This window comes from Mesobacillus stamsii (genome assembly GCF_030814065.1).
GTDB lineage: Bacteria > Bacillota > Bacilli > Bacillales > Cytobacillaceae > Mesobacillus > Mesobacillus stamsii.
Genome location: NZ_JAUSUN010000004.1, coordinates 70,113 through 90,275, shown reverse-complemented (window position 1 = coordinate 90,275; position 20,163 = coordinate 70,113). Strand labels below are relative to the sequence as shown.

Genomic DNA, 20,163 nt, shown 5'->3' with positions numbered 1-20,163 from the left:
CCTACTTTACGCTACGTATTGGTTGTACCAATCCTTGAAGGTGACAGTGTCAACCAGTCCATCTTTTGATTGTCTCTGTTCCCCATCCATGTACTCATCCTCATCAAAATAGGCAACGGTAGTGCTCCTGCAGCGCACATGGAACGGCGGCGCTGTTTTGCCTGGCTGATAGTTTGAAACATCGTAAATTTCTCCATCTTCTTCACGGCAGCGATCTGACGTTCTGAAATCGAGTGTGGCTAGAATTTCATACTTATCGACTCCTGCATCCTGGTAACTGTTATGAGCAGCGTACCCGTGGAAGAAGTTAGCTTCTGTCCTGACTAACGCCTCGGCCCTTGAATAAGAAACGTCTGCGACATTGGCAAGAGCTCGTGATGTACGTTTCAGTGAACGACCTGCCGTGAAGCTTTTTTCAAGTTCATTCTGGATTTTTTGCAATGCTTCACTTTGATGACCCCAAATCCGAGGCGAGAATTCCTTCCCGCTCCAGTTATAGGAGAGAATTGTCTTCATCGTGTCATCATCCAACCTGGCCACAGAACCTGCGAAAACACCTGCCTGATAGAAGTCATACATGTGTTTGAAATAGGAATCGTGATAGACCTCAGCGAGTCCAGAATAGGTAATGTCCTGTAATCCGTTTGTGCCGCCGTAAAGCTCAATCATCGTCATTCGAATCTTAGCTTCTAATGCCTCGAGGCGAGAGATGCGAACACGGTAACTGATGGCATTCAGCAGCAAGTTGTATTCTGGATTTCCTGTCAGAGACAATGCTCTGAACTTCTCCAAATTAACTGATTTAAACTCTTCCAGCTCTTTGGAGTTGAGGATCTTGCGGGCCTCTTTCATTGTCACTTTATTTTCAACAGCGTAGCGGCCATAGAATGCTTCAATCTCTCGGATAATCTCAAGCTGCGCTTCCCTCAATCTATTCTGGTATTGCGAGAGGTACTTGCTCGCAATCAGCTGGGCTTCCATCTCCCGTTGAGCTGCGCGTTCATCCCAATACCTACTCATTGTTATTCACATCTTTATTAAATGCTGCATTGTACTCCTGCTTCAGCTGCTCATTAGTCTTCTGCTGCATGGATGCTTCTTGTTCTTTCAATCGTTGTTCAACATCTCGTGTGTACCACGGATGGTTCTCGCGGATTGTCTTATCATCCAGGATGCCAACTGAATTAGAGCAGTCTTCAATGACTTCTGATTCGTTGATGATAATGTCTCGATTGAAGATGATATCAACCGAATCATTCGTGAAGTCACCTCTGCCGGTCAAAATGAAATGCTGATCCACAAACCAGATAAGGTGCTCCAGGCTCGATTGAAACTCTGATTCAAGGATGTTGCAGTCCATATCGAGGTCTGAATAACGATATCTCAGAGCAACACCTGATGCATTGCCTAGGTCATCATCTGTCGTATCGACACCGCGGCCGAACTCATAGATGGACTTACGGTCCCGGTCAATCTCCTTCTCAGCTGCTTCGGTTTGAGGTGTTGCCTGGAGTTTATCCAAGTCACCGCCCTCACCAAATTTGATTGCCCTAAACGTTCTGAGGTTCTCCATGAACTCTGCTAAGCTCTCACCCTCGTAACCTACTAACTTATAGATAAAGTGAGGGATATCCGCCAAAAGGTCAGCATTGGTTGATGCCTGCAGATTGTAGTTATCGACTAGCGATTTAATTGAATCGATTAGCGGCTGCTCTTCCTCGTTGTACTTGAAAGGAATCAGCGGGATTCGCTCCCAGAGCAGCTCCTGTTCACCGATTTTGGCGTGGTAGGTTTGCTCCTCTTTCTCCACGTTCAGAACCAACTTGCCGCCATCCAGAATGAAATGAGTAATGCCGTATGGATGATGGTATTCAACAAGAGTCACCGTTTTCTTCAGTTTATTGATGTAACGGACCTCGTCATAAAAATACAAAAAGGCCTGCACTTCTGTATGTTCATCGTCAGCCCAGAAAGGCAAAATGCGCTCACTCTTAAGCTTGCGGATCCTGAACTCCCCGTTCTCATCGTAATGGACATATAGAAAGGCAATGCCTTTATTGATTGATTCTTTACCAAGATTTTTAATTGTTTTCAGGTTGTTCCTGTTGAATACTTCTTCCTCAAGCAGTTTTGCGTAAGTGTCCTTCTCTGTTGAAATCGTAGGCTGCTTTGATAAGAGATAACCGACTTTTTGGTTGACCAGTTTCTTAACAAAATCGTGCTCTAGCTTATTATTCGACTTCCAATCAAGGTCCACTTTCTTGGTTGTGCGAATGTCAGTCTTATTTTTGTAGTATTCCTCACCAAGGATCATTAATTTACGAACCTCTGACTTCATCCAGCTCTGCAGCTCGAGTTCCAGGACTTCCTCATCGGTAATGAGCCCTTCAGGAAGATTATCAATGATCTCATTGAACTTTTCGTAATCTGCCTGTCCAAACAAATGGGATAGAACCATTCTCTATCACCTCACTTCAAGAATTTAATATTGTCATTGAATAAGATTGTATTAACGAAATAGCGGTCAGCATCCATCTGGTGATCATTCTGCTTCACTGGCTTATCTTCACCACGTGCTATAGCCTTCTCATCCCAAACATAAGAGTGAATCTCCCTCAATGTTTCCTTGCAGACGTCGTTATATTTAATCAATCCAGTCGATAAGGCAGTGGCCATGTTTCGAATGCCTTGCAAAACATCATTCCTGGCCTTCTTTACAACCCACCCACGTTTTTTAAGCAGGATAATGAATGAGCTAGCACTTGGGTCAACGACAATTGTCTTTGTCAATCCTTCTGCAAACTCTTCAAGATCGTTCGCATATTGTTCATCCGTTTTTTGAATTTTTCTTTGCCTGCCATCATAATGGTACTCTTTGACTTTGTACCATACTCCATCGCATAGCCCCCACAGACCGAAAGCCATCGGGTTCTGTGTACCATAGTCACTTGCTATCTTGTAATCTGTGTAGCGCCTTGGTTCAGTTTTAACGACATGCTCATCTTTATCAAACATATCGTAAATGATTCCCTCGGCCATTACCCACAAGCCAAGAATGTACCGCTTATAGAACACACCGGCAAACATGCGGCGATAACGCTCTTTTACGTTTTCGGACAATGATAAATTGTCGTCCATCGTAAAGTGCAGATAAATAAGCTTCTTATCTTTCTTTTTATCGATCCAATTGACCTTGAACCAATGATAAGGACCAGCTGGGTTGCAGTTGAACCAATACTTTGACCCGTCGACAGAACAACGACCGGTTGCCTGGCTGACAAAGCTTTCCGGCATCAATGCGACTTCATCGAAGAATACGCCAGCAAGTGTGATCCCCTGAATCAGGTCCTGGGAACGTTCATCCTTACCGCCGAAAATGTAAAAGTAATTCACTTTGCCATTCTTACTGATGATAATCAGGTTGTCTGCTCGTTGATCCTTTATTTTGTAACCACGAGCTCTTAGCATTAATTTAAGCCAGAACAATACGTTCCTGCGGAATGAGCCAATTGTCTTCCCACACATACCAAAATTCTGTTGATCAAACGCAAAAAAAGCCCAGAGTACGAATGATAATGACATGGATAGTGTCTTTCCGCTCCGGATCGCTCCGTCTGCGATAACTCCATCTTTATCTTTCATCGGAGAAGTAGGCAGCCACCAAGTAAGGATTTTCATCTGCTTCTTTGAGAATGGTTGGAATTTAAACACAGCTGCTTTAATCTTCTTCAGCATCGTCCCATACCTCATCCACTTTGCCTTGAAGAGCTTCTAAGAAACCGTCATCCTCAGTTTCCCCATCCTCACCAGTAGCTTTCAGTTTCTCGAATTCCAACTTCTCTCTTGCTAGCTTAAGCTTCTCTTCCTCTACTTTTCGCTTGAATTGATCTGGTAGAATATCAAAGTATCTGTCTAGTTTATCTAGTGCCCACTTGCGGTCCTCGAGCTTAATGGATACGCCATCCTTACCTTGCTTAACCTCAGATATGATGGTTCCATCCACAAAGCCCGCATCCTTGAAATCTACATAATTAACCTCTTTGTATACCTGATTGCCTTCTTCATCTAATACCGGACCAAACGCGCTCATTACAGGTACTTCTCTTTGCCCGAATGTCAGATAATCGGTGATGTCGGAAAACGCAATCTTGATGTATTTGTTTAGCACATCCACAGCTTCAATGAATAACTCGTTGGTCATCGCCTGCTTGATTCGCTTGATTTCCTCACGAACTTTAACATTGGTTAACAATCTAGACCCTTGTACATGTGCTGTAACAGAAGAATAGCCTGCATTGATAGCAGATTGAGTCGCATTGAAGGTTCGAACGTAATAGAGGCAGAATATCCTTTGTTTCTCGGTAAGCTCACTGTCCTCAAGAAAATTGTCCAGCGTAATATCTTCATCCAACTCAAGAGGATGCAGCTTCTCTTTCTTTTTCGGAGTACTCCGTTTATTCGTTTGTAGTACTCCATTTGTTTGTTGTACCCATTTATCTTTCGATTTCCAAGCACCAATGGTCTTTTCTGGGACACCTAATTGTTCAGCTAAGGCTCTATTAGTTATTTCGCCTTTCTTCTCTTTCCATAGTTCGAAGGCTTTTTCTCGATTAGGATCTCTAGCTCTTGGCATTACATTTCACCCACCCCCGGAACATTTTTTCTGTATGTCAATTAACGACGTCTTATCTTTCCGTGCACCCTTTTGTATGTATCCCGATGCATTCCCATAAGGTCCTCAATTTCATCTTGACTCATATGACGATCTTTCTTAGGTGATGTTAGCCTGTCCAATTTCTCTTTATCTTTTTGAGACAGTTTATTGGCTAATTTCATCATTCTCACCCCATAAAATGAACATAGAAAAACGCCACCGCAAGGTGACGCTGGCTTAAGTATATTTCAGTGGTATCGGCGTTTGTTTCTGCCGCGCCGCACCTACCTCCAATTTTAACTTGTTTTTTTTGACGATTTCAACAATTGCTGAAAATGGTCATGTTGGCTTAATTGGTATAAAACTTCTTCTTTGGTTTGCTTCACCTTGTCTCTTGAAACTCCTAACTGAATCGCAATTTCTCTCATACTCATTTGGTCAAACAACAAACAATCATAAACCGCTTTGTGAATGTCACCGGTAATTAAGTCAGAGGCATGCTCGAGAGCGATAACCTTATTTTTATATTTCATAATTCGTTTATAAATACGCGTTTCTCTTTCATCCATTGCAGCTAATTCTACTTGGCTTTTGCCAGCTGATCCTCGCGGCATTGCTGCCTCTATACCATACTGTGCCACTCCCCAGCTACCTGATGAGAGTGGTGCACCTTCTAAGCATCTTTCAAGTCTTGATACTTCTCTGGCCATCCATGAATAATCGCGTATTAAGTTTTCAATTTCTTCAGCTGTCACCAGTACCACTCCTATCTAGTTCTTTCCCCAACGACTTTCAGTGGCTTTTTCACTTCTCCATTTGTAATCGATGAATTCTATGTTTGAAGACCGCTTTGGCTTTTTCGTAGGCTTGATGGGATGCTTCTCGATGTAAGCTAAGCGTTCTTCTTCTGTCATAAACCAGGTTTCAACTTTATACATGCTTACTCCCCCTGTAAAACTATGAATTTATTAAAATCAAAACGGAAGATCATCATCTGAGATGTCGATTTGAGTGCCACCGGCAAACGGATCATGTTGACTGTATGGCTGGTCACGTTGCTGGTTTTGATTCTGCTGCCCGATTTTATCCGCTTCTCTCCTGGCTTGATCGGCGTACTCGTCATTGGTTCCTTCTTTCTTCGGCTCCAAGAACTGAACGCTTTCGGCCAGTACTTCTGTGACATAGACTCTTTTTCCGTCCTGGTTTTCATAACTGCGAGTCTGCACTCGTCCGTCGACACCTGCAAGGCTACCTTTCTTCAAAAAGTTAGCAACATTCTCAGCAGGACGGCGCCATACCACACAATTAATGAAGTCCGCTTCTTTTTCACCCTGCGCATTAGTAAACGAACGATTTACCGCAAGCGTGAAAGCAGCAACAGCAATTCCATTTGGTGTAACTTTGAGTTCTGGATCCTTGGTCAGGCGACCTACAAGAACAACGCGATTCATCATATGTTATATTCTCCTGTCTAATTTATAGATTGTTAGATTGGTAAGGCTAATGAGGTATGTCTTCGAAATGTTCACCAGTCTAAGAATGTGATGACACACTAGCGTTTCCTACAATAGTCCATACACCGTCTGGAAAAACATCTAACCAATCATTTACTCCAATTAGTTTGTTTTCTACTGCTAACCCACGAACGCCAGCTTTATTTGAAGCATAGACCACTAAAGCCATTTCTCCTGTTTCTTCGTCTTTTAAGACATCATGCAACTGTATTTCCTTGCCTGTACTGTCGTGCCTAACCTCAACTGTTCTTTTCATTCTTCATTCCTCCTTTTTGTTTGTGTCGCATTTTTTGTCTTCACTTCACCACGTAATTAACAAATGACCTCTTGCTAAACTCTGCGATTTCTTCCTCGCTCATTGTTTGGATTGCCGAATCCCGACTAGCGAAATATTCTAATCTTGGTCTAACTTCATAGAGCCCATTTCCGCATATACGAGCGTTTGCGATGTGGCAACCTTTGTAATAAATCGAAGCTTGATTTTTGATGATGCCAGTCCTGGGAGTTATCACAATTTCATCTTTTTCAGGTTCATCGTATTCGTTCGCCAAGTCAAAAATAGTTAATTGCTGCATTTCGCCCCGCTTTCTATCCACTTTCATTCCCCAGTGGTATAAGCAAACTTGCAATTCTTGCAATCGAATCCACTCTCTGGAACGAGGTTATCATCAAACACTTGGTGCAGCTGGCATGTATTCCACTCCTGTGTACACCCGTTACATTTAACCGCCATGATCTCTGAGGACCAGTCGTAGAATTGTTGCCTCGGTAATACAGCATTGGTGATTTTATCTTTAATATCCCGGTCAATTTGCTTCAGCGTATAATCATCAATCAGCTTGAAATCAAACTTCACGAGTTTTTTCTTTATGACATCCTGCTCTTTGGAATTTAACCGTTCGTAAACAGAAGCCAAAAACTTTCTCAAAAACGTTTCAGATGTTTTGAGATTTTTGTGTTCAGCTTTCGTCATGTTGTCTCTTTTCGTCCAATCTTCCAACATGCTGCTTATTTTTGGACCATTCACTCCGCTGTTTCTTAAGCCGTCCATCATTTGCACAATCGACTGTAGAACCATGAACTGGTTTTTTTCATTCGAATTAAGATAATCCCTCATTGCTTTCACTCCTTCCCTGCATGGGTCGATTTATTACCTACCGTTTTTCTTTTCCCATTTCAACCAACCCGCTCCACAACTGTTTCTGACTATCGTTCATTAGCTCAAATAATTCTCTAGTGGTATAACCGAAGTCGTCCACAAACATTGATAACGTACCGATAAGCAATTGATGGTGCGGATTGTTTATATCCAGTTTCGTTTTATCCAATTTCTTCGCTCCTTTACTTAGCTTTCAATTCATTCATCCGTTCAACTTTCCTTTTGACCGATTGAATCGAGCGCCCCAGCAGAATAGCAGCCTGGTATCTTAGCAGCTCACCCTTCATGACTTGGTCAATCACTTTCAATTCTTCTTCTTTCCAGGCTATTGGCATCCGACTTTTATTAACCCGATCGGATGTATATTCGGTCACAGCGACATTATCCCCGCACTTCGGGCAGTAATATTTCTTCTTCCCGCCTCGCTTAACCATGCCGAACGTCTGGAACACGAATGTGCAATCTTCACACAACCAATTCTTAATTTGTCTTTTGTCGATCATGATTTTCACCTCTAGGAAACTTTCTAATTAGCAACAGTTTTTTTATAACGGTTTTCCTTAACGCAGAATTCTGGTAAATTCACCCTAACCAGTGCATCAGGTAAATTAGGGGGCACCGAATTACCACATCTGGCCACTTGCTCTTTTTTAGGATAAGGCTTGCCTAAATCATCTCGATCAATGATGTAAATCTCCGGAAATCCTTGCCCCTCATATAACTCATGTGGCTGTAGCATACGCATTCCGATGTCCGTTACCCTGTAATTTTGACTTTGGACTGTCACTAATCCGAAGCGGTCCCTTGTTGGGATAGTGTGCACTGGGCTGGTTAGCTCCTGGCCGATTCCTGCGCCGTAATATTTAGTTAGAAATGCCGTGACTAGCGCAAATCGATTTGAGGTTGTAATCGTATGAAGCGGGCTATTCAGCGAAAGTCCTCTAACTTCGTCTTTTTGCTCGGTATAATAGCTTGTCAAAAAAGCTGCTACGCGATTGCTATTGCCTTCATCTGATGGCTTGATCGGCGCGATGTAAGGATCAGGATTTTCAATAACAAACTTTTTCATGCCCCTAGCAATCCGTTTCAACGTGTTTTCAGCCAATGGTTTTTTACGAGTGAAAATAGATGGTGTGCCAATTGACCAATCGATTATTTCTGAAGCTGTTCTCCACGGCTTTGATTTTCCTAATTGCACTCTTAAACTCTCTGGGTGCCCGTGAGTAGGCTCAGGCCATAAGATCGGCCGGCCGTCACATCTAGCAATCATAAAGAATCGTTTTCTAGTAGTAGGTGCTCCGAAATCACAAGCAGATAACTCCTTAAAATCTACTTTATATCCAAGCTTATTGAGGGATTTAACAAAGCGTTTAAACGTTATGCCCTGCTTTTCCTTAATAGGTTGACCGTCTTTGCCAATCGGCCCCCAGGTCTTAAATTCTTCAACGTTTTCCAACATGATAACCCTTGGTTTTACTGTAGCTGCCCATCTGACCGCTACCCAAGCAAGACCTCTGATTTCTTTATTGACCGGTTTACCGCCTTTAGCTTTCGAGAAATGCTTACAGTCTGGACTAAACCACGCTAATCCGACTGGCCTTCCTTTGACGGCTTCGCGTGGATCCACTTCCCAAACGCTTTCACAATAATGCTCGGTGTCCGGATGGTTTGCTTTATGCATGGCGATGGCTGCTGGGTCATGATTTATAGCGATATCAACTGATAACCCTGTAGCCATTTCAATCCCTGTCGAAGCACCTCCACCACCGGCGAAATTGTCTACAATAATTTCTCTGAATAAATCAAGTTGCTTCACCAGGTGACCTCCTAATCATTCACAACATGGCCAGAATGGGAATACTCAAAATCGTACGACTCGCAACCTTTATATGGGCAAACAGCAATATCCTCGTTCTCCTCACTGACAATCGCCTGGCCACAGCCATTGCATGAATAAATATCTACTCTAAGATTCAAGTGAATTCCCTCATTCCACTGTATAAATTTGTATTATTCGTGGCTGATATTTACATCTTTTGAAACAATTGATATGATTAAGGTCCTCAGTATTGATTAATTTTAAAAAAGAGTAGCCATAAAGCCTTGATAGCCTAACCAGCTTCATGGCTTTTTGGTTTTTATCGGAGGCTTTTGGCAATCATCTTGCGTTTAGCTTCCTGTAAGGCCCAGATCAACACGTCAATACTTTCCGTTTTCTCGAACGTCATGCGGACTGGTGTTTCTTCCATTGGCAGTTTAATAGGTTCATCATAGTCCGTATGCACCCCTATTGGCTTCCGTTCCGTCTGAATGAAGCAAACTACACCGATAGTTTCCTCGAGCTCCAGTAGCCCTGGTGCGACTTCGATGTCGCCATAACCAAATTCCAATTGCTTGGTGTTTCCAATATCTAAGATTGGCACCTATTTCTCCTCCCAATGCCCGTGTCGTTTCATAACAGCAATGATTTCATCGATGTATGGTTCGTCAACATTAATCACAACATACGAATTAAAAGGCTTTTTCCCCTCTTGTTCTCTTCCTGTTTCTACTTCTCTGAGCACATCGTCTATCGCTTCGTTCATGAGATCCGCTTGATTCTTGCCCGCATACTTGGCGATGTCACGTTCGTTCAATATCGTGTAGCGTCTTTCTCTGCCTTCAAGGATGGTTCCTTCAAAAGCTTTTTCGCCCATCTATTTCTCCTCCTGTAATCCGAATGGTAGATCCATTCCTGGCGGAAGAACCCACAGGTGATACATGTTTGCCTCGTCCACCAGCTCACTTTCCTTTGGGAAAACTTCTACCGCAATTCTTTCTGGACCGAAGATTTGATCCTTGATCCACTGCTTCTCTTTCCAAGGAATATCTGTGCTGGCAGCGTTTCGTATGCAGGCATGTTCCACGGTTCCCCAATCAGTTTCAACATTCCGAATCATCACGACATATTTACTGTTCTTGTCTCGGTAAACTCGATCAAGTTCTCCGAACCATCCAGAACCTGTTTTTAATTGCTTAGGAGAGGGATGGCGGACCCACCCAACAATTTGATCTTTATCCTGTCGCCTGCGTTCAGACCTACTCATGTTCCACCTCTCACCCATGAAGCTTCCAGCCCTTCTCAAGTCTTTTTTGGATTTCCTTTCGGCGCAAGGGCTCGCAAATCCAAATCGCAAGACCTTCCTCGTATTTCATCATCACGACCCAGAACCTCAGTCGCGCCCTTCTCATGCGCCTACATCTTGTTGCAGTTTCATGAGTGCCAGCTGGCGTAAAGGTTCTACCTCTCTAGTTAAATTGGTGTATTTCCTAGATAATTCGTTGTATCTCCTGGTAAGTGCTTCAAATTCATCTGATGCTCCGTTAAGAAGCTCGGTTGATCGGATGACGCTTTCGTTCATGATGAGGATTTCTTTATGCAAGTTTTCATTAGTACCCAGCACTTCCTGCATGTTGTCTTCTGTTTCCTGCAATTTATCCTGCAACTCCCTAGCCTGTATGCGATATTCCTCAATAACTTTTCTCGTTTTTTCAAAATCGTTTTCCGATACAGCAGCTTTTAACGCTGAGTACTGACTGCTGAGATCGTTATGTGAATGTTTTAGAGCTTCGTAAGCCGTTTCTCGATCTTGATTAATCTTTTCAAGTTCCCGGACCTTTTCCTCCTGCGTTGCCTTTTCCGCTTTCAATGTCGCAATCAGAGCCACCAATTCACCTGATTTACCATCTTGCTTCCTTTCACCCTCGGAAGGTTTTTCTTTTTGCTCTTGAGGCTCCTGTGCGTTTTCCGGCTCACTTTTGAGTGGCTGTTGCTTCCAGACTTTCAAACGATTGTAAAGGGTAGCTGTGCTCATCCCCAATTCTTTAGCGATTTGTTCTTTCTTGAGACCTTGCTTTTCGAGTTTAAGATAGTCGTCAAACGTTACCATCCTGCTTCCTCCCTTTCGTCCGCTCCTGTATTCTTCAAGCTCCTCTGGCGATAGATACGATACCTTGACACTGTTATCCCACTTTTCAACGTGCCCCTTAGTGCCGAACCGGGGAGCCCCGGTTCGGTAAGGAGATATTTTTGTCAACCTTGCCATCTAAACACCTCGCAGACTATTAAGCTATGATCACAATCTTTCCAGCTTCGATTTCTTCTGCTAGAGCTTCTTGGAGGTAAGTACGAATGTTTTTCATTGCCTGAAGCTTCCAGGCACCGCCGTCTGCTTCAAACAATGCGCAGCGCGGGCCGTTTTGCATACGGAAAATAAAATCACTTTCAGGTTGATCTACTTCAACGAATGTGCGGTAAGGTTTCAGAACGACCGGATTCGGCACCTGGACTGTAGCGACTGTTGCAACTCCAACTTTCGCTGAAACTGCTTGTGATACACCGTCGTCACCTACTGTCTTTACATTTTCCTCTTTGATATTCCCAACCACTTTAAGCATGATGTCGCGATCTTCGTTTCGGACAAATGTGGACTGCAGCTTAATATTGAATTCTTCAGCGTCATACCAGCGGTCGAAAGAGAAACTTGGAATCAAGGCGTTTGCCTGAATGAATTGATTACGATTTTCGTTTGCATTCAAAGCGCCAAAAGCTACAACTTCGGTCGGGCTATTAACGTGAACCATCAATTGCTGATTTACATCGAATTTTGATTTTAGATACTCAACAACCCCTGAAAGGCTTCTTACTTCAAGAGGTTTAGCAATCGGTTCTTTCAAAAGGTGAAGAGGCTGCGTTGAGTAAACTTGTTCGTTTTCATATTTCACTTCAACATTTCCAAGGTTGATAAGATACTGCAGTGCTTCTTTAATCATGTTCATTCCTCCATATGGTTTTAGTAGATTTTTAGATTAGTTTTTGAAGTTTACGATTTTCGTTCCACGGTCATCTTGAATCTCGCCAGTTTCTGCGTCATAGAATGTCTGGCCTTTAACACCGGATTTAAGTTCTGCTCCTGTCACCTTGCCTTGGTTATCCAAATCCATGATGAGCTTCGCTTCAATTGGCTTAGCTGGTGCAAGAGTGCTTTTTCCAACAACATTTGTTAAAACAACATCCCTTTTATCATCAGCAGCAAGGGTGATTGTCAGGGTTAGCTTTCTTTTTACCTTAGCGTCTGTGTTTGGATCGGCGATGTTCTCAAGGATTTTCTGTAGCTCCACGTTGGCACGTTCAGCAAGTGCTCCATCTGCAAATGTGTTTAAATCAATGATCTTGTTTGACATGTGTTAACCTCCTAAAGTTTTTCAACCGTTATTTCAATTCTCGGTGTCTGGCTGTAGAATTTACTGATATGCAAATCCACGACCTGGCTGTCATCATTCCAGATAACCGATTTAAGTGCATCCTTGACTCCCTTGACATAGTTATCAACATCCGGCTTTGTAACTGGCCTTAACTCCCCCCTTTCAGCTGCATCCGTTTTCTTCTTGCTGAAACTCTTCAAAGATGATTTATAGATAACCACTTTCATAGAAAGCGGACCTTCCAAAAGTTTGACTGGCCGATACTGAGAAGCTACCAGTTTCACGTATTTCTTGAAATCCTTCGATTTGGCTGGATCATATAACTTAACTTGGCCGTGAAATGTAGATGCTCTCGGTCTACCTTGTGCGACTGGTTCTCCATAGACTGTGAACTGAATCATCAGTATCCACTCTCCTGACGTTTGTGATTGATAGCGTTCTTGGCCATGTATGCTTCTTCGATTTCATCCTGTGTGAATTCAAGCATTTCACCAAGAGCCAGATAACTGTAAAGAAGACTTTCATATCCATGTAATCCTGACGCAGCTTCAAATACCGAATTAAACTGTTTCGTTACATTTGGGTCTTTATGATCCTGAATGAAATGTGGTTCGAAATACTCTAAAACTTCATCAACAAATTCATGTTCTATTCCAATCGATAAAACAAAATGCAATCCATCCACATATTCTTCTAGGAGTGGGTTTTTAAAAACTGGCTTATTAAAGTCAGGACTAATACCACCAAACTGGTTATCCACCATTTCATAGCCTGTTTTCACTTTCACCCTGGGCTGTTGATCTTTACTCCACTTCTTGAACCCGCGCCATTCGTTAGCACATTCACCTACTTCCACTAACAGAGCCAGCGTCTTCCATTCCAGGTTGTCCTGGCCTTTCAGTTCTGGATGCTCGTCCAAAATGTGATCATCGAGTGCTTTTTGCATTTCAAACATGTGTTTAAGGTTCAATTCTTCCCCTCCTAAAACCATCCGTTATCCGGACTGTCAATATTTCTCTCCTGGTACTGAGAGATTACAATCTCACGTACCAGCGCCTTCTCGCTTAGCGTGTAAATGCTTGTACCATCCTTTGTTTCCTTAATGCCCTTGGATGTTAATTTCTCGATGAGGTTGTTCCTGACAAGTGCAGACATGGCTGCATCAGCTTTTCTCATTCCCCTAACCTCATTTCTAATCTTTGCTACGTTTTTTGAATTTCTCTTCAAGTTCAGCTTTCAGCTTTTGGAATTCTTCATCAGGTATTTTATTTTCTGGCTCCGACTCAATACCTTGTTTCTGTTTTTCGAACCAGTCCGGCAACTGCTCTTTCCTTACCGTCGACTTCCCAGTACGCGGCTTTTGATATTTATTGAATTTCTCTTGCTCAAAAGCTCGTATTCTATCAAGACTGTCTAGTTTGCTGTTGGACCATTCTTTCAGCAGATACTCCACGAATCCGAAATAACGCTTATTTTTGTTGTCCGCAATCCTGATCGCTTCGTTAAGTATTTCCTCCTGGCCGTTAAAATCATCCAGCCATTGATAAAGGTCTTCCATCTGCCTGGTTGATAACCGGCAAAACATTTTTTCAAAAAGCTGAATTGGGTGCTCCGTGGTAGTAGTAGAATCTTTATCATTCTTAAAACATTCTTTATCATTCTTGTTTATATCCGCGAGCTGTTTACCGGCTGTTTCCGAGCTGTTACCCTCAATAGAGTTTTGCTGATACAAATGCCAATTTAACAACGTTATCAGTGTGTATTGCCTGTTACCCTTACCACGTTCAATTTTTATCATGGATTGATTCTCTAACCATTCAAGAATGGTCGTTACGGTCTTAGGGTTTGGCTCTTTCCATTTCACCCCCTCGTACCATCCAATGTTCCTGGCAATGTCTCTTAAAGAAGTTAGGTGTTGACCCGCTTTGATCGTCATGAATGTTCCGTCCCTCATCGGGATAGTGTTGTCTTTATGGTTGACGATGTATTTGAGATACTGCCATGTGCGATGGTACAGAGGGGGCATCATCCAGATGTCACTATGAAGCTCTTTGCGATGATCTTTGATGTACCCCTGCAAGGGACCACCTCCCTTACTTACTCTGCCAAACTATGAATCTAGTTCTTCTTAAGGAGTGCAACTGCTTGTGTCAAAGCATCCTTCTGCGCTTGATCCTTCGCTGTAGCTGCCATGGCGATTAGTGTTTCAGCGACCTTTTCCTTCTCGCTGTCCCTCGGCTGGTACTTACGGATAAATACACCTTCATCAGTTGCAAGAATTTCAAGAGGCGTGCGAGGCTCCCAACCGTTTGTGCGACGAACCTCCATTGGGATTACCACGCGGCCAAGTTCATCCATGTTTCTAACGATTCCTAAGTTTTTCATTTGTTTCTCCTCCGATTTGATATTTTTAAAGAATAATAGGCATAAACCGAACAATTATTGTGTATATTTCTAGTACAAGCTTTTTAATGGATCCGATCCCGGTATACCGTGCCAGCGGTGTTGCCGGGAATCTTCGGATTGTATTGTTTGCTACAAACTGTGCAGCTCTTTTTCAGGTACTTTATGAAAACCTTTCAAATTCGTTGCTACCAAATAAACGGTTTCATAGGTGGTTTCAATACTTTTCCAATGTGGATTAGTGACATATTCGTTGTCGTGCCAAGTTAATAAACTCGATATCCCAACGTTACGTTTCCCGACAACAATTCCAGCTCTATATTCGCCTAAATCCTCCATTTTTAGCTTTTCAATTAGAATATCCTCACCGTTTTCCCATTTCTCTTTTTGTTCTTCATTCATGTAGTCAACTTCATTAGGAACGCTCTCGCCAGACTTTACATACCGTTTATTGAATTTGACTTCTTGTCCTAACTTAAACAACGCTCTCAACACCCCCATTACTTCGTTATGAGTCAAGGTACGATAACTAGCTTCCCGGTCAGCTCCTGCACTTCCCTCTTGAATAACTCCGCATTGCTGTTTGAATCCGAAAGATGAAGCAGCCATATTTCCTGTAACTTCGAAAGGTCATTTGCTTTCAAGAATTCTTTCACGTTCTCCAGGCTAAAGTGTGACCTAATGAGCCGCTTTTTCATAACTGGAGGTATGGATCCGCGCTTGATGTTTTCGTTGAGTATCTCCAATGAATAATTTGCCTCGACCATCAGGTGAGTTAGCCCCTGAAACTTGTACCTAATGTAGTAGGTATCTGTTGCGAATAGTAGTTTCTCTCCCTGCTGATTAGCCAGTAAGAACCCCACCGGCTCAGCCACGTCATGCTCCACTTCAAAAGGAAGGATGGTCCATGTTCCAATAGTGAATTGCTTCTTGGCTTGAATAGGTTTTATACGATGTCCACTAGCCTTGATTGCTTCGAGAGTACCCTGGGTAGCGTATATGTCTATCCCGGCTTTCATTACCTCTTTGTAAGCCTTGCAGTGATCGCCATGTTCATGACTTATCAGACAGCCGGCAATCGAAGATGTCTGAAAGTTTAGCGCTCGCTGAATCTCTTTGAATTTGATTCCTGCCTCAAGTAACAAAGGTGTGTGGCCGTCGGTAACGTAGTAGCAGTTTCCTGCACTTGAGCTACCGAACGACCGTATCTTAATCAAAACGGATCCACTCTCTCGGGTTTAGCCTCTTCGTGCTTTGGTTCTTCTGCCGGATCACTGTAGTCGATAATATTTGGGTTACTTTGAGGCTCAGCCGTTGGTTTAATTGCTTCTGGCTGTTCAGAAGGTCCAAAGTCCAACAATTCCTGATTCGCATTGTCGTTGATTTCTTTCCTGACATTCTGATAGGTAGAATCAGCGTTTTTATCGTATGTCAACTCAACAAAGGCACTGCCGAAGTCCTTAGGAATCTTCTTGACGATGTTGTTTCTCATTTTCCGGATAATCATGGACTCTCTGCTCTGTGGATCCTTCCATGCTGGACTGATATAGTTTTGTAACTCCTCATCGTCCAGAGCTTTCAAACCAAGACTCTGTACTTTCTTTAACACTTCCAGTTTCTTATCCATGATTTTTTTCTTTTGGTCTGGAGTCGCTTTAAAACGGTCAGCAGCAATCCCGAAGGTTTCGTTCATTAAGTTATTACTAACATGAGCAATTAGATTCTTAACGACGTCATCACGTTCCGTAATGTGGAATTCTACAGAACCGTCTTTTCTGACGATTGGATATACAACGCGAATCACATCACCCTTCCCGGAAGGTGTCCATTGCGGCGGTGTCATTTCAAGCCCGTTGTAACTGGGATACACAAATGTGTCTTCTTCTCTGACCAGCCAGAATTGCTTAACCGATTCCACTCCACGGCCGAACCTTGATAGGATTGCGTCGTTTCCGTCACCCTCGATGCCCATTTCGATTTGCTTCACCCAGGAATCACCGCGCTTTACATTCCTAAGCTGAAAATATACTTCCCGAGGGTTTGCCGCTGCATTTAGTTTAAGAGCTGCGACATCCAGCAATGTTTGAGTGATGTTGCTTTGGTCAAGCTGGGAATCATTCCACTTGATCCCTTTTGTATCCAGGACACTGTTAATGGTGCTGATAGCAGCAATAACACACTGTTTGGAGTAATCATCCATGTTAACTCCATTACCTTGAAGCTGGCGTTGAATCATTGGCATATAGGTGTTATTCACCTTTGTTAATGTTGTTTCAAATGGCTTTTCCTGTTTTGCTACTTCGCTTTGCGTGCTCATTCTTTCTCCTCCAGTACTGTAACTTCTAAGCATCCCGGTATTTCAAAATTCTCCATTCCAATTTCAAGTACGCTTCCAACTGAGTTAACAACTTTGATATGGTCAGACTCTGTGTCTTTAACTAAAAACAACCTGTTGTATGCCTCGCCATCCACATCATGACCTTTAATTCTTACAGCGCATCCTATCAAGCTAGGGTTAAAAGCTTTCGTTTGGATGAATAAATTCATTAGACTGCCTCCTCCCTTGCTTCTTCTTGATATTCAACCCTAAGCTGCTTGTCTGGCTCTGATACAACCAGACTGACAACTTGTGTGTTTGTTTCAATCAACTTGGTAACCGCCTCTGAGTTGTCTATGAAGATTGGAGCCGCGAAATCGTAATGCTCGGAAAGAGTGTTGATGATATCTAAGCCCACATTGATTCTCGCCGCGTTATTTAAGCCACTGGAATATGGGACTCCCTCAAACAATGTTTCACAGGTTTCCTCTACTCCTCCATTGATGTTCTGTTTGAAGAGTTTGAATCGAGCGTATTTAAACTTGCTGTTGATTTTCTGCTCCAGAAGGTTGACCTTTGTTCGGATGAACTCTTCAGTCAGGAATAATTCGCCCTCAAGCTTTTCAAATTCAGCAGTAAGCATCTTCTCCTGTTCTGCCAGTTCAGCGACGCGCTTCTTGGCTTGATCCGCATAGGCAAACTTCCCAATCTCTGATTGTTTCTGGTCACGAGTTGTCTTTAATGTTGCAATTTCGCTATATACATCTTGGATTGACGCATCTGCTGCCTGGCGCAACTCTTGAATTTCAGCAACAACCTTTTGTTTTTCTTCCAACTTCGCCCGATAATCTGGATTATCCAGAATATCCACAACCATACTTTCTTCTGTTGATAACTGTTGCTGAAGCTTGGCCGCAGCCTCTTTCTTTTCGCCTAGCTGAGTTGTAAGCTTTTCGATTTCCTTGTCAATTTCCGCAATTTCAGCCTGCGCCTTTTCAAGTTGTGCTGTATTGGCTTTGCCGTTGCTCTGGATCCTTTCAAGACGCTCTGATTTAATTCGGTTGAAGTCCGACAGCGCCTTGTCTTTGGCCGCCTGTAATTGCTCCTCTGGCAGTGCCTGTCCGCAAGTAGGACAGCTGCAGTCCGATTCATGCTTGAATACTTTGTCATTGGTTTCATGCCATTCCTTCAGCAATCGTTCCCGCGTCTGATTGTAGGTGTTGACAGAGCTTTCTTGCATCTGTTTGCGAGTTTTGGCATTGTTTATCTTTGATTCAATGATGGAAGCGTTTGATGATTCTTCCTGCAGCTTCGCACGCAGCTGGTAGACTTTATCTTTCGAACCGGCTTCATGGGCTTGTTTGATATCCAACATGGCAATCTCTAGCTTTTGGATTTCTTGCTGTTTAGCTGATATCGCATTGCCGTTTCGGATATTGTTGATCAGCGTGCTTTTTTCATCGATTTCTGCGTTTAATCTGGTCACATCAGACTCAAGCGCCTGTTTGTTTAACTCACTCAAATCCGGTAATCCTCGCTGAATTTCATCAATTCGTACTGGGATTTTATCAAGTTCTTTATTGATGTCTGAACGTTTAGCAGCAATCACTTTTCTGTGATCCTCAATCGAGCGGCCTTTTAAGATGTCAGGCAATCTGGAAAGATTAGTGTCAGATGCAATGACGTCCATATCTGATATGTCTCCGCAGATGTCCAAAAGGATTTTCCGGCGATCCTGCCACTTTACTTGCTCGTTAAAAAAAGATGGTGAAGTGAGAAGTTTAAAGATATCTTCCTTAACGATCGTGTCGACTTTATCGACATATTCTTTTTTCTTGGCCGGAACACCATCGATGTAATACTTTGTTTCGTGCCCGGTAAACTCGTCAGTCGCGGATCCGCGCTTTCGGGTCCACTTCTCCGCGAACACTTTTCGCAAGGTAAGTTCCTGGCCGTCCAGAGAGAATACGCCTTCGACTTCATGTTCCAGGTTGTGCATTTCATTGCCGTTGCTATCCAATGTCTTGATAGCGAAATCTTTTTTATTTTGGCTGTCTTTGTCAAACAGGAGCCACAGAAATCCATCGAATAGCGTACTTTTGCCTAATCCGTTATCTGCAAATACTTTTAACTTTAATGCATTGGCTTTCAATAGGAAGTCTCTAATTCCTTTGAAGTTCTTCAACCTTAAGCTGATTAGCTTTAATTCTTTTGGCAAAGTAATTCCTCCTTAAGTAATTTAAATTCCGACTTAGCCTCTTCCAGGCTAGGGAAGACATCATTGAAAATTAACTCTTGGCCATGTTTGAAACTGTCGCTATATTCTTTGGGATTGTTATTTACTGACCTTTGATGAAGTCTCAGCATAAGTTCAGTGTGCTGCAGTGCGACTTCTAGTTTCCTCAACCGCTCCTCCATGGTTGACCTCCTTGTTTCAGTCTCCGAACCGTGGTAGACTGAAGGTAATTGAATGTTTTTTTCTGGCTCCTGTTTGCAGACAGGAGTTTTTTTCTCCCCTATTTTGTTAGCATCACCCCTTTCAATTTGGATAACTAAGATTGATGTTCCCGTAAGTTCCCCGATGATTTCATCCACTACTTTTTTCTTCTGCTGCATATCTTTAAGTTCTGCCGCCGAGCGAATCAAATCCTCAGCACGTTTGATAACTAGATCGTAATCTCCTGCGACCAGTGCATTCTCCGCTCTGGCGATACAAGAGTAGACGCAGCTGTATTCCTTAACTGCCTTTTCTAGGTGATGTGATAATACATTAAATGGTTTGTTCATTCTCCTTCTCCTTGTCTGCGTGATAATCTCCGATGATGACACCTGCAATAAAAGCTATAAGTACTAAACCGAATACTTTGGCAAA

The 20,163-nt window shown here is 42.8% G+C and carries 31 protein-coding genes; all 31 read right to left on the bottom strand.

Features of this window, described 5'->3' with window-relative positions; translation table 11 throughout:
- Positions 1–6: 6 nt before the first annotated feature.
- On the bottom strand, positions 7–1,020 hold the full coding sequence (locus J2S25_RS04390) for a minor capsid protein (RefSeq protein WP_307191303.1): 1,014 nt from the start codon (positions 1,018–1,020) through the stop codon (positions 7–9).
- On the bottom strand, positions 1,013–2,458 hold the full coding sequence (locus J2S25_RS04385; RefSeq protein ID WP_307191302.1) for a phage portal protein: 1,446 nt from the start codon (positions 2,456–2,458) through the stop codon (positions 1,013–1,015). Before J2S25_RS04385 ends, J2S25_RS04390 begins: the two co-directional genes overlap by 8 nt.
- 11 nt (positions 2,459–2,469) lie before the next feature.
- Positions 2,470–3,735: a PBSX family phage terminase large subunit gene (locus J2S25_RS04380; protein WP_307191301.1), complete on the bottom strand. Its 1,266-nt coding sequence runs from the start codon at positions 3,733–3,735 to the stop codon at positions 2,470–2,472.
- Positions 3,719–4,633: a terminase small subunit gene (locus tag J2S25_RS04375; protein WP_307191300.1), complete on the bottom strand. Its 915-nt coding sequence runs from the start codon at positions 4,631–4,633 to the stop codon at positions 3,719–3,721. The genes J2S25_RS04380 and J2S25_RS04375 overlap by 17 nt, the downstream gene beginning before the upstream one ends.
- Positions 4,634–4,950: 317 nt before the next feature.
- Positions 4,951–5,409, bottom strand: a complete 459-nt coding sequence (locus J2S25_RS04370) for a sigma-70 family RNA polymerase sigma factor (RefSeq protein ID WP_307191299.1) — start codon at positions 5,407–5,409, stop codon at positions 4,951–4,953.
- 15 nt (positions 5,410–5,424) lie between these two features.
- The gene (locus J2S25_RS04365; protein ID WP_307191298.1) at positions 5,425–5,592 is read right to left on the bottom strand and encodes a hypothetical protein; all 168 of its coding nucleotides are present in this window, start codon (positions 5,590–5,592) and stop codon (positions 5,425–5,427) included.
- A 36-nt stretch (positions 5,593–5,628) separates the two neighbouring features.
- Positions 5,629–6,105, bottom strand: coding sequence for a single-stranded DNA-binding protein (gene ssb, locus J2S25_RS04360; RefSeq protein WP_439117485.1), 477 nt, complete (start codon positions 6,103–6,105; stop codon positions 5,629–5,631).
- 82 nt (positions 6,106–6,187) lie between these two features.
- On the bottom strand, positions 6,188–6,424 hold the full coding sequence (locus J2S25_RS04355) for a hypothetical protein (RefSeq protein ID WP_307191296.1): 237 nt from the start codon (positions 6,422–6,424) through the stop codon (positions 6,188–6,190).
- A 40-nt stretch (positions 6,425–6,464) separates the two neighbouring features.
- Positions 6,465–6,764 carry a hypothetical protein gene (locus J2S25_RS04350; RefSeq protein WP_307191295.1) on the bottom strand — a complete coding sequence of 100 codons (300 nt, stop codon included), beginning with the start codon at positions 6,762–6,764 and terminating at the stop codon, positions 6,465–6,467.
- Between the two features lie 2 nt (positions 6,765–6,766).
- Positions 6,767–7,285 carry a DUF5651 domain-containing protein gene (locus J2S25_RS04345; protein ID WP_307191294.1) on the bottom strand — a complete coding sequence of 173 codons (519 nt, stop codon included), beginning with the start codon at positions 7,283–7,285 and terminating at the stop codon, positions 6,767–6,769.
- A gap of 37 nt (positions 7,286–7,322) precedes the next feature.
- Complete coding sequence (locus J2S25_RS04340) at positions 7,323–7,496, bottom strand: hypothetical protein (RefSeq protein WP_307191293.1); 174 nt, start codon at positions 7,494–7,496, stop codon at positions 7,323–7,325.
- A 13-nt stretch (positions 7,497–7,509) separates the two neighbouring features.
- Positions 7,510–7,830: a hypothetical protein gene (locus J2S25_RS04335; protein ID WP_307191292.1), complete on the bottom strand. Its 321-nt coding sequence runs from the start codon at positions 7,828–7,830 to the stop codon at positions 7,510–7,512.
- Positions 7,831–7,853: 23 nt separating this feature from the next.
- Positions 7,854–9,143 (bottom strand): DNA cytosine methyltransferase, encoded by a 1,290-nt coding sequence (locus J2S25_RS04330; RefSeq protein ID WP_307191291.1) that lies wholly within the window; start codon positions 9,141–9,143, stop codon positions 7,854–7,856.
- 11 nt (positions 9,144–9,154) lie between these two features.
- A complete protein-coding gene (locus tag J2S25_RS04325) occupies positions 9,155–9,304 on the bottom strand; it encodes a hypothetical protein (protein ID WP_307191290.1) in 150 nt (49 codons plus the stop codon).
- Between the two features lie 161 nt (positions 9,305–9,465).
- A complete protein-coding gene (locus J2S25_RS04320; RefSeq protein WP_307191289.1) occupies positions 9,466–9,750 on the bottom strand; it encodes a hypothetical protein in 285 nt (94 codons plus the stop codon).
- On the bottom strand, positions 9,751–10,023 hold the full coding sequence (locus J2S25_RS04315; protein ID WP_307191288.1) for a hypothetical protein: 273 nt from the start codon (positions 10,021–10,023) through the stop codon (positions 9,751–9,753).
- Positions 10,024–10,413 carry a DUF7694 domain-containing protein gene (locus J2S25_RS04310; protein WP_307191287.1) on the bottom strand — a complete coding sequence of 130 codons (390 nt, stop codon included), beginning with the start codon at positions 10,411–10,413 and terminating at the stop codon, positions 10,024–10,026.
- Positions 10,414–10,554: 141 nt separating this feature from the next.
- The gene (locus J2S25_RS04305) at positions 10,555–11,412 is read right to left on the bottom strand and encodes a hypothetical protein (RefSeq protein WP_307191286.1); all 858 of its coding nucleotides are present in this window, start codon (positions 11,410–11,412) and stop codon (positions 10,555–10,557) included.
- A 19-nt stretch (positions 11,413–11,431) separates the two neighbouring features.
- A complete protein-coding gene (locus tag J2S25_RS04300) occupies positions 11,432–12,139 on the bottom strand; it encodes a hypothetical protein (protein WP_307191285.1) in 708 nt (235 codons plus the stop codon).
- 36 nt (positions 12,140–12,175) lie between these two features.
- Positions 12,176–12,550 (bottom strand): replication terminator protein, encoded by a 375-nt coding sequence (locus J2S25_RS04295; protein WP_307191284.1) that lies wholly within the window; start codon positions 12,548–12,550, stop codon positions 12,176–12,178.
- A gap of 11 nt (positions 12,551–12,561) precedes the next feature.
- The gene (locus tag J2S25_RS04290; RefSeq protein WP_307191283.1) at positions 12,562–12,972 is read right to left on the bottom strand and encodes a RusA family crossover junction endodeoxyribonuclease; all 411 of its coding nucleotides are present in this window, start codon (positions 12,970–12,972) and stop codon (positions 12,562–12,564) included.
- Positions 12,972–13,541 carry a dUTP diphosphatase gene (locus J2S25_RS04285; protein WP_307191282.1) on the bottom strand — a complete coding sequence of 190 codons (570 nt, stop codon included), beginning with the start codon at positions 13,539–13,541 and terminating at the stop codon, positions 12,972–12,974. The genes J2S25_RS04290 and J2S25_RS04285 overlap by 1 nt, the downstream gene beginning before the upstream one ends.
- Before the next feature lie 11 nt (positions 13,542–13,552).
- Positions 13,553–13,747 (bottom strand): hypothetical protein, encoded by a 195-nt coding sequence (locus tag J2S25_RS04280; protein WP_307191281.1) that lies wholly within the window; start codon positions 13,745–13,747, stop codon positions 13,553–13,555.
- Positions 13,748–13,763: 16 nt separating this feature from the next.
- Positions 13,764–14,651 carry a DnaD domain-containing protein gene (locus J2S25_RS04275; RefSeq protein ID WP_307191280.1) on the bottom strand — a complete coding sequence of 296 codons (888 nt, stop codon included), beginning with the start codon at positions 14,649–14,651 and terminating at the stop codon, positions 13,764–13,766.
- 38 nt (positions 14,652–14,689) lie between these two features.
- Complete coding sequence (locus J2S25_RS04270; RefSeq protein ID WP_307191279.1) at positions 14,690–14,956, bottom strand: AbrB/MazE/SpoVT family DNA-binding domain-containing protein; 267 nt, start codon at positions 14,954–14,956, stop codon at positions 14,690–14,692.
- Positions 14,957–15,106: 150 nt separating this feature from the next.
- On the bottom strand, positions 15,107–15,457 hold the full coding sequence (locus J2S25_RS04265; RefSeq protein ID WP_307191278.1) for a hypothetical protein: 351 nt from the start codon (positions 15,455–15,457) through the stop codon (positions 15,107–15,109).
- A gap of 32 nt (positions 15,458–15,489) precedes the next feature.
- Positions 15,490–16,191, bottom strand: a complete 702-nt coding sequence (locus tag J2S25_RS04260) for an MBL fold metallo-hydrolase (protein ID WP_307191277.1) — start codon at positions 16,189–16,191, stop codon at positions 15,490–15,492.
- Positions 16,188–17,291, bottom strand: a complete 1,104-nt coding sequence (locus tag J2S25_RS04255) for a hypothetical protein (RefSeq protein WP_307191276.1) — start codon at positions 17,289–17,291, stop codon at positions 16,188–16,190. Before J2S25_RS04255 ends, J2S25_RS04260 begins: the two co-directional genes overlap by 4 nt.
- Complete coding sequence (locus tag J2S25_RS04250; protein ID WP_307191275.1) at positions 17,288–17,521, bottom strand: hypothetical protein; 234 nt, start codon at positions 17,519–17,521, stop codon at positions 17,288–17,290. Before J2S25_RS04250 ends, J2S25_RS04255 begins: the two co-directional genes overlap by 4 nt.
- On the bottom strand, positions 17,521–19,509 hold the full coding sequence (locus J2S25_RS04245) for a coiled-coil domain-containing protein (RefSeq protein WP_307191274.1): 1,989 nt from the start codon (positions 19,507–19,509) through the stop codon (positions 17,521–17,523). The genes J2S25_RS04250 and J2S25_RS04245 overlap by 1 nt, the downstream gene beginning before the upstream one ends.
- Positions 19,494–20,078 carry a hypothetical protein gene (locus J2S25_RS04240; RefSeq protein WP_307191273.1) on the bottom strand — a complete coding sequence of 195 codons (585 nt, stop codon included), beginning with the start codon at positions 20,076–20,078 and terminating at the stop codon, positions 19,494–19,496. The genes J2S25_RS04245 and J2S25_RS04240 overlap by 16 nt, the downstream gene beginning before the upstream one ends.
- Positions 20,079–20,163 lie beyond the last annotated feature (85 nt).

Excerpts from the sequence above, each read along its gene's own strand:
- J2S25_RS04390 (WP_307191303.1), bottom strand. The coding sequence starts at position 1,020 with ATGAGTAGGTATTGGGATGAACGCGCAGCTCAACGGGAGATGGAAGCC.
- J2S25_RS04385 (WP_307191302.1), bottom strand. The coding sequence starts at position 2,458 with ATGGTTCTATCCCATTTGTTTGGACAGGCAGATTACGAAAAGTTCAAT.
- J2S25_RS04380 (WP_307191301.1), bottom strand. The coding sequence starts at position 3,735 with ATGCTGAAGAAGATTAAAGCAGCTGTGTTTAAATTCCAACCATTCTCA.
- J2S25_RS04375 (WP_307191300.1), bottom strand. The coding sequence starts at position 4,633 with ATGCCAAGAGCTAGAGATCCTAATCGAGAAAAAGCCTTCGAACTATGG.
- J2S25_RS04365 (WP_307191298.1), bottom strand. The coding sequence starts at position 5,592 with ATGTATAAAGTTGAAACCTGGTTTATGACAGAAGAAGAACGCTTAGCT.
- ssb (WP_439117485.1), bottom strand. The coding sequence starts at position 6,105 with ATGAATCGCGTTGTTCTTGTAGGTCGCCTGACCAAGGATCCAGAACTC.
- J2S25_RS04355 (WP_307191296.1), bottom strand. The coding sequence starts at position 6,424 with ATGAAAAGAACAGTTGAGGTTAGGCACGACAGTACAGGCAAGGAAATA.
- J2S25_RS04345 (WP_307191294.1), bottom strand. The coding sequence starts at position 7,285 with ATGAGGGATTATCTTAATTCGAATGAAAAAAACCAGTTCATGGTTCTA.
- J2S25_RS04335 (WP_307191292.1), bottom strand. The coding sequence starts at position 7,830 with ATGATCGACAAAAGACAAATTAAGAATTGGTTGTGTGAAGATTGCACA.
- J2S25_RS04315 (WP_307191288.1), bottom strand. The coding sequence starts at position 10,023 with ATGGGCGAAAAAGCTTTTGAAGGAACCATCCTTGAAGGCAGAGAAAGA.
- J2S25_RS04310 (WP_307191287.1), bottom strand. The coding sequence starts at position 10,413 with ATGAGTAGGTCTGAACGCAGGCGACAGGATAAAGATCAAATTGTTGGG.
- J2S25_RS04305 (WP_307191286.1), bottom strand. The coding sequence starts at position 11,412 with ATGGCAAGGTTGACAAAAATATCTCCTTACCGAACCGGGGCTCCCCGG.
- J2S25_RS04300 (WP_307191285.1), bottom strand. The coding sequence starts at position 12,139 with ATGATTAAAGAAGCACTGCAGTATCTTATCAACCTTGGAAATGTTGAA.
- J2S25_RS04295 (WP_307191284.1), bottom strand. The coding sequence starts at position 12,550 with ATGTCAAACAAGATCATTGATTTAAACACATTTGCAGATGGAGCACTT.
- J2S25_RS04290 (WP_307191283.1), bottom strand. The coding sequence starts at position 12,972 with ATGATTCAGTTCACAGTCTATGGAGAACCAGTCGCACAAGGTAGACCG.
- J2S25_RS04280 (WP_307191281.1), bottom strand. The coding sequence starts at position 13,747 with ATGAGAAAAGCTGATGCAGCCATGTCTGCACTTGTCAGGAACAACCTC.
- J2S25_RS04270 (WP_307191279.1), bottom strand. The coding sequence starts at position 14,956 with ATGAAAAACTTAGGAATCGTTAGAAACATGGATGAACTTGGCCGCGTG.
- J2S25_RS04255 (WP_307191276.1), bottom strand. The coding sequence starts at position 17,291 with ATGAGCACGCAAAGCGAAGTAGCAAAACAGGAAAAGCCATTTGAAACA.
- J2S25_RS04250 (WP_307191275.1), bottom strand. The coding sequence starts at position 17,521 with ATGAATTTATTCATCCAAACGAAAGCTTTTAACCCTAGCTTGATAGGA.
- J2S25_RS04240 (WP_307191273.1), bottom strand. The coding sequence starts at position 20,078 with ATGAACAAACCATTTAATGTATTATCACATCACCTAGAAAAGGCAGTT.